The sequence below is a fragment of the Clostridium sp. OM05-5BH genome (assembly GCF_003481505.1).
Taxonomy (GTDB): Bacteria; Bacillota; Clostridia; order Lachnospirales; family Lachnospiraceae; genus Otoolea; species Otoolea fessa.
Genome location: NZ_QULJ01000019.1, coordinates 1 through 4975, shown reverse-complemented (window position 1 = coordinate 4975; position 4975 = coordinate 1). Strand labels below are relative to the sequence as shown.

The following is a 4975-nucleotide window of genomic DNA, read 5'->3' as shown; positions in this document are numbered from 1 at the left end:
GGCGGGAACAAGGTTCCCGTCCTTGTAGTCATAGCCTTCCGCCCGGAGTGCCGCCAGCGTGTCCGCCGATACGCACCCGGACAGTTTCAGATCGGTTTCCACCATAAAGCGCATGGTGTCTGCTTTAGAAAATTCTTCGGGGAGCTTTCCATAGAAAGCCGGGTGCGGCTGTCCGTCCGCACCCTGTTTGTAACGCCGAGGCATACCGCCTCCTTTCCGCTTCGGGTCAGCATGGCCCGAAGTCTCTTAATGGCAGCCGAAGATGGATTTTGCAAGACTGCCTGTTTTGAATAAGGTAAAACACAGCAGCACCGTATATCCCACGCAGCCCCAGATCGCCCCGATGGGGTCGCCGTCGGTGGCGATACTCTGGATCAGCACCGCATAGATTGCGACACAGACTAAGATCAACAGACCTTGAAAGCCCACCGCAAAGAGGGAGCGGAAATAGTTCTGCCCCATGTGTCCGGTTTCCCTGTTGGGGACTGTGGCAAACGGGATAGGCGCTAAACTTGTGAGTAAATAGATTTCAGTCATACGGCCATACACGATGACGAAGATCACGATATTTAAGGCAATCATGGTAAGCTGGATCAGGAAGGATTGTAGCCAGAGTCCGAACAGAGGGCCTAACTCCCTCGCCTCAAGCTCTGTCCGCAGACTGTCCAGCACATCCGGCGTGATCTCTGTCCCGTTCTGGATAATGCCCGCTGACTGCTGGATCACATGCTGGCTCACATCAAAGACCGCCAGCACGATATTGAAGGTATTCGTCAGGATCATCACAGCCACAAAGGTTTTGAACACCCACTTAAAAAACATCCATGTGTCAACTTCATGGAGGTTGTTGCGTTCTATGAGCATCTGTATCAGCTCATAGGTCATTACAAAAGTGAGGATGACCCCGGCGATTGGCAGGATGGCAGTTTCAGAGATCTGTCGTATCATGGAAAAGACCCCGGCGTTCCAGTCCGCCGGGGTCGTGCCTACCTGTGTGGCGATCTCGCCAACGCTCTGATTGACGTTATCGAAAAGGCCATCCAGATTTCCCATGATACCATCGACGAGCAGACCTTTCAGCCATTCAACGATTGCGTCGATGATAAAGTCCATACATCAGCTCCTTCTGGAAAAAGGGACAACGGGTGACACTTAGCTGAACAGACCGGACAGCAGAGGGATAAGCTGAAGGCCGATCAGAACGACACCGCCGCCAGCCATGAGCTGTTTTATCCCCAATTAGGTGTAAAACTCTGCTCGATGGCGGGCGGCGGCGTACAAAAAATCTATATGGTGTTTTTAAGAGAACCGTCCCGGCGGGACAGGTCAGGCAGTGACCTGTTCCACCTCCGGGATGGGTTTGAGATTAAAATGAATTTCGATAGAAATGTGTCTTGTTTTATCTTCGTCAATGCGCTCATGCACGACGATTTCTTTGATTAAGCGGTTGAGGGTGGCTGCGTCCAGCTCTGTGATGTTGGCGTATTCCTGAATGGCTTCCACCCATTGTTTTGCGTCATTGGCAAGCTGGACTTCATCGGACAGCCGCTTTCTGCCCTCTGACACTTTTGTTTTAAGCTCCGTCTGCTCGGTCTGTGTCTTTTCCAGCATGGTGTTGAAATTCTGCTCACTGATACGCCCTGCAATCATATCCTCATAAAGCCGCATGACCATTTTGTCCAGAACCTCAATCCGTTCCTCGTCCCTTGTAAGGGAGCGTTCCATTGCTTCACGCTGTTCCCGCTTCTCGGCTTCACAGGTATTGGTCAGGCGGTCGGCAACCGCTTCCCCGTCCATCAGGGCAGCTCTGGCACATTCCCGGATTTTCCGCAGCACATGGCTGTAAAGGGTGTCATAATCAATCCGGTGCTGGGTGCAGTGGTTCTTTCCAAAGGCGTTGTAGGTCTTGCAGGAATAAATCCGCTGGGGATGTTTTGCGTTTGTATAGCGTACCGTCAGCGACTTCCTACACTCGCCGCATTTTAACAGTCCGGCAAACAGGCTGATTTCATTGGTCTGCCCCGGACGCTGGCGGGATTTCAGCTTGTTCTGCACAATGTCAAAGCTCATGCGGTCAATCAGCGGTTCATGCTGTCCCTCCACCACAATCCAGTCCTCCGGCTTCTTTTCCCCAATCGTGCCGATTTTGAAACGGTAGTCCTTTTTCTGGGAAGCAATCGCCCCGGTGTAGACGGGATTCATCAAAAGGTCTTTGATAACGGAGAAGTCCCACATATACCGCCCGTTTTCCGGGTCTTTCTTTTCCCATTTGGTGCGGGTATTGCGAAGCCCCCGTTCCCGGTTCCACCATGTGGGGCAGGGGATTTTTTCTTCCTCCAGCCGTCTGCGGATATAGTTCGGACCATGACCGTTTAGGGCATATCCGAAAATCAGCCGCACAATCGGGGCGGTTTCCTCGTCAATGAGCAGATGGTTTTTGTCCTCCGGGTCTTTCCGATACCCAAACGGGGCAAGACACCCGGTAAACTGTCCTTTCTGCGCTTTCAGAAGATAAGAGGAATGGACTTTCTTGGAAATATCCTTGCTGTACATCTCGTTCAGGATATTCTTGAACGGGGCGATGTCGTTGTTATCCCGCAGGGTGTCGATACCGTCATTCATGGCGATATAGCGGACACCGTTTCTTGGGAAAAAGTCCTCAATCAAATGCCCGGTTTGCAGATAGTTACGCCCCAGTCGGCTGAGGTCTTTCGTGATGACAAGGTTGATTTGCCTGCGCTCAATGGCTCTCAACATTCTCTGTAAATCAGGACGCTCCATATTAAGACCTGTGAAGCCATCGTCCTGATAGACTGCAACAACCTCCCACCCCTGCCTTTCGCAGTATTTTTCCAGCATATCACGCTGGTTTGCGATACTGGCACTTTCGCCTTGCAGGTCATCGTCCTTTGACAGCCTGCAATAGACCGCTGCACGATACCCTCCGGCAAGTGCCGAACCGATTGTTCTGTATTCCATTTCGTTCATCATAGCCATTTACCCACACAATCCAGACGGTATCTGGCTCTTTTGAACCTCATCTTCATTATACTTCAAATCTTTCTTTTTAGCAAGATATTCTTTTGAATTTGTCTTTCCATATTTCTGGGAAATCAGGCTGACGAACACATCGGTTGCGTCAAGCTCCCCGTCAAACACAGTAGTCACATGAATCTCTGTTTTGTTTTTTGCCATAGGCAGTTATCCTCCATACATGAAAATAGCCAGACAGAGGGTGTCGGCAACGAAGTCCGGCAACGGGCTTCAAAAGACCTTGCAAACAATCTCAATCTGGCGATGGTTACTATTTATACTTTTCTTTTATTTTTCTGTTGTTTTGGTTGTTATAAGGGAGAAAAGCCCGGAAATAAAGGTTTTTCCCCGGCAACCGGCTCGGCAACGGGATAGCAACAGGGGGTGCAACGGGCTGTCATTTTCAGAATGGAAGCTCCATCTGTTCTGTGACCTCCACAAAACCGTCCATCGTTTTTTCAGACGGGTTGCCGGAGTCCGTTGCCGGGTTTTCACGCTCCCAGCCCTTTTGTCTGCCATATTCAGAAAACATCCTTGGGTTCGGGAAGTACCGCCAGCGGTCAATGCACTGGTTCATAATCTCGTTGATTTGCCGGATTTCCCATTGCTTCGGCTCGTCAAAGGCATGGTTCAAGGCTTCCTTGTAGAGCTGCTTGGAGCAGACCATGCTCCCGGTGTACTTATCAAGATACGCCTGTATCATCCCTGCTTTGGTGTCCTCCGGCATAAAATCCCGCTGGTGTTCTTTGAGATACCGCTGCATGGCGGGGCTGAAAGCCAGCTTGAACCTGCCGCTTCGGTAAATCTCCATCGCTTCTGCCCACATCTGCTCGATATAGGCTCTGGAAGCAGCTTCGTCCTCCAAAATGTGAACCTCGGCTTGCTCCGGGTACACCATGACCGGGATAAAACGGCGGTTGCCTGAACGGTCAAGGGGCAGGAAGTCAAGGGCATTGGAAGTGCCGCCAAACACGCACTGACGGGGGCGGTCTGCCGGGTGGGTTTCATAGGGTATCTTGTAAACCTCTTTCTGCCGGCTTAAAAATGACTTGATTTCCTCAATGCTCTTGGCGTTGGCGGTTGCCATCATTTCCGACATTTCGATAATCCAGTGACCTTGCAGCTTGCGGTACACATTGTCATCGTCCAGCTTCCGCAAATCATCGGAGAACCACTCGTCCCGGACTGCCAGCAGACGGAAGAAGGTGGACTTGCCAGCCCCCTGACCGCCGACCAGACAGAGCATGATTTCAAACTTGCACCCCGGCTGAAAGGCTCGTGAGATTGCACCCAGCAGGAACAGCTTCAACGCTTCATAAGTGTAATCGTCTGCGTCAGCCCCCAGAAAGTGCCGCAGACAGAAGCGAATTCGTTCTGTACCGTCCCACACAAGGGCACTTAAATAGTCCCGGATGGGATGGTACTTGTTTTCATTCGCCACAATCCCGATGGCGTTATCAATCTTTTTCTCATTGGTAAGCCCATAGGTTTCTTCCAGATAGAGAAGCAGATACTTCATGTCCGTATCGTTCAGGGCGGTGCTTTCTCTGTAGAAGCCGATGGGCTTTATAATGTCCTTGCGGTCAGTCAGGATGTTGTATGCGATAGCCCCGGAAAGCAGCGGGTCACGCTGGAATACGGTCAGGCAGTTCCGTATGCTCTGACGGACACCGCCTTTCTCGGTGGTTTCCAGCCCCGCCTTGATTTCCTCAATGCTCTGGGGCGGCTGCATGGCGTTCATGGTGTTTTTTAGTTCTTGCTGCGTCTGCGGCTGCAAGCTCTGCCATTCGCTGTTCAAGCTGTATCACATCCTTTCCGTAGTCCGTAATCAAAGCCGCTTTTTCCTCTGTCTCCCCAAATAGCAGCACATCCAGCAGATATTCCACTTGGTCTTGCTTCTGCAAGGCTTCCACAAACCGGGGATGAAAGGCTTCCTCCGGGG

5 protein-coding genes and 3 pseudogenes are annotated in these 4975 nt (G+C 51.4%); 1 reads left to right on the top strand and 7 read right to left on the bottom strand.

Annotated features, from left to right (window positions below; all coding sequences use genetic code 11):
• The 5 genes and pseudogenes from DXB70_RS13755 to DXB70_RS13735 form a co-directional block, all read right to left on the bottom strand.
• A pseudogene (locus DXB70_RS13755) lies at positions 1-204 on the bottom strand (stage V sporulation protein G); the annotation flags it as partial.
• 42 nt (positions 205-246) lie between these two features.
• Positions 247-1113, bottom strand: a complete 867-nt coding sequence (locus DXB70_RS13750) for a VirB6/TrbL-like conjugal transfer protein, CD1112 family (RefSeq protein ID WP_118673480.1) — start codon at positions 1111-1113, stop codon at positions 247-249.
• Between the two features lie 39 nt (positions 1114-1152).
• Positions 1153-1236 (bottom strand): annotated as a pseudogene (locus tag DXB70_RS13745) (Maff2 family protein); the annotation flags it as partial.
• Positions 1237-1326: 90 nt separating this feature from the next.
• Positions 1327-2997, bottom strand: a complete 1671-nt coding sequence (locus DXB70_RS13740; protein ID WP_118673479.1) for a recombinase family protein — start codon at positions 2995-2997, stop codon at positions 1327-1329.
• Positions 2998-3195: a hypothetical protein gene (locus DXB70_RS13735; protein ID WP_006873181.1), complete on the bottom strand. Its 198-nt coding sequence runs from the start codon at positions 3193-3195 to the stop codon at positions 2998-3000. It abuts the gene before it with no gap.
• On the opposite strand from DXB70_RS13735, the gene DXB70_RS14650 reads away from it, so the two are divergent.
• Positions 3169-3408 (top strand): hypothetical protein, encoded by a 240-nt coding sequence (locus tag DXB70_RS14650; RefSeq protein WP_021682886.1) that lies wholly within the window; start codon positions 3169-3171, stop codon positions 3406-3408. The two genes, DXB70_RS13735 and DXB70_RS14650, sit on opposite strands and share 27 nt — an antisense overlap.
• 28 nt (positions 3409-3436) lie before the next feature.
• On the opposite strand, the gene DXB70_RS13725 is transcribed toward DXB70_RS14650, so the two are convergent.
• Positions 3437-4774 carry a virulence-associated E family protein gene (locus DXB70_RS13725; protein WP_118673478.1) on the bottom strand — a complete coding sequence of 446 codons (1338 nt, stop codon included), beginning with the start codon at positions 4772-4774 and terminating at the stop codon, positions 3437-3439.
• Positions 4743-4975, bottom strand: a pseudogene (locus DXB70_RS13720) (DNA primase); the annotation flags it as partial. The gene DXB70_RS13725 and the pseudogene DXB70_RS13720, both read right to left, overlap by 32 nt.

What these genes read in the sequence shown, in the direction of transcription:
- DXB70_RS13750 (WP_118673480.1), bottom strand. Translation starts at nt 1,113, where the DNA reads ATGGACTTTATCATCGACGCAATCGTTGAATGGCTGAAAGGTCTGCTC.
- DXB70_RS13740 (WP_118673479.1), bottom strand. Translation starts at nt 2,997, where the DNA reads ATGGCTATGATGAACGAAATGGAATACAGAACAATCGGTTCGGCACTT.
- DXB70_RS14650 (WP_021682886.1), top strand. Translation starts at nt 3,169, where the DNA reads ATGAATCTCTGTTTTGTTTTTTGCCATAGGCAGTTATCCTCCATACAT.
- DXB70_RS13735 (WP_006873181.1), bottom strand. Translation starts at nt 3,195, where the DNA reads ATGGCAAAAAACAAAACAGAGATTCATGTGACTACTGTGTTTGACGGG.
- DXB70_RS13725 (WP_118673478.1), bottom strand. Translation starts at nt 4,774, where the DNA reads ATGAACGCCATGCAGCCGCCCCAGAGCATTGAGGAAATCAAGGCGGGG.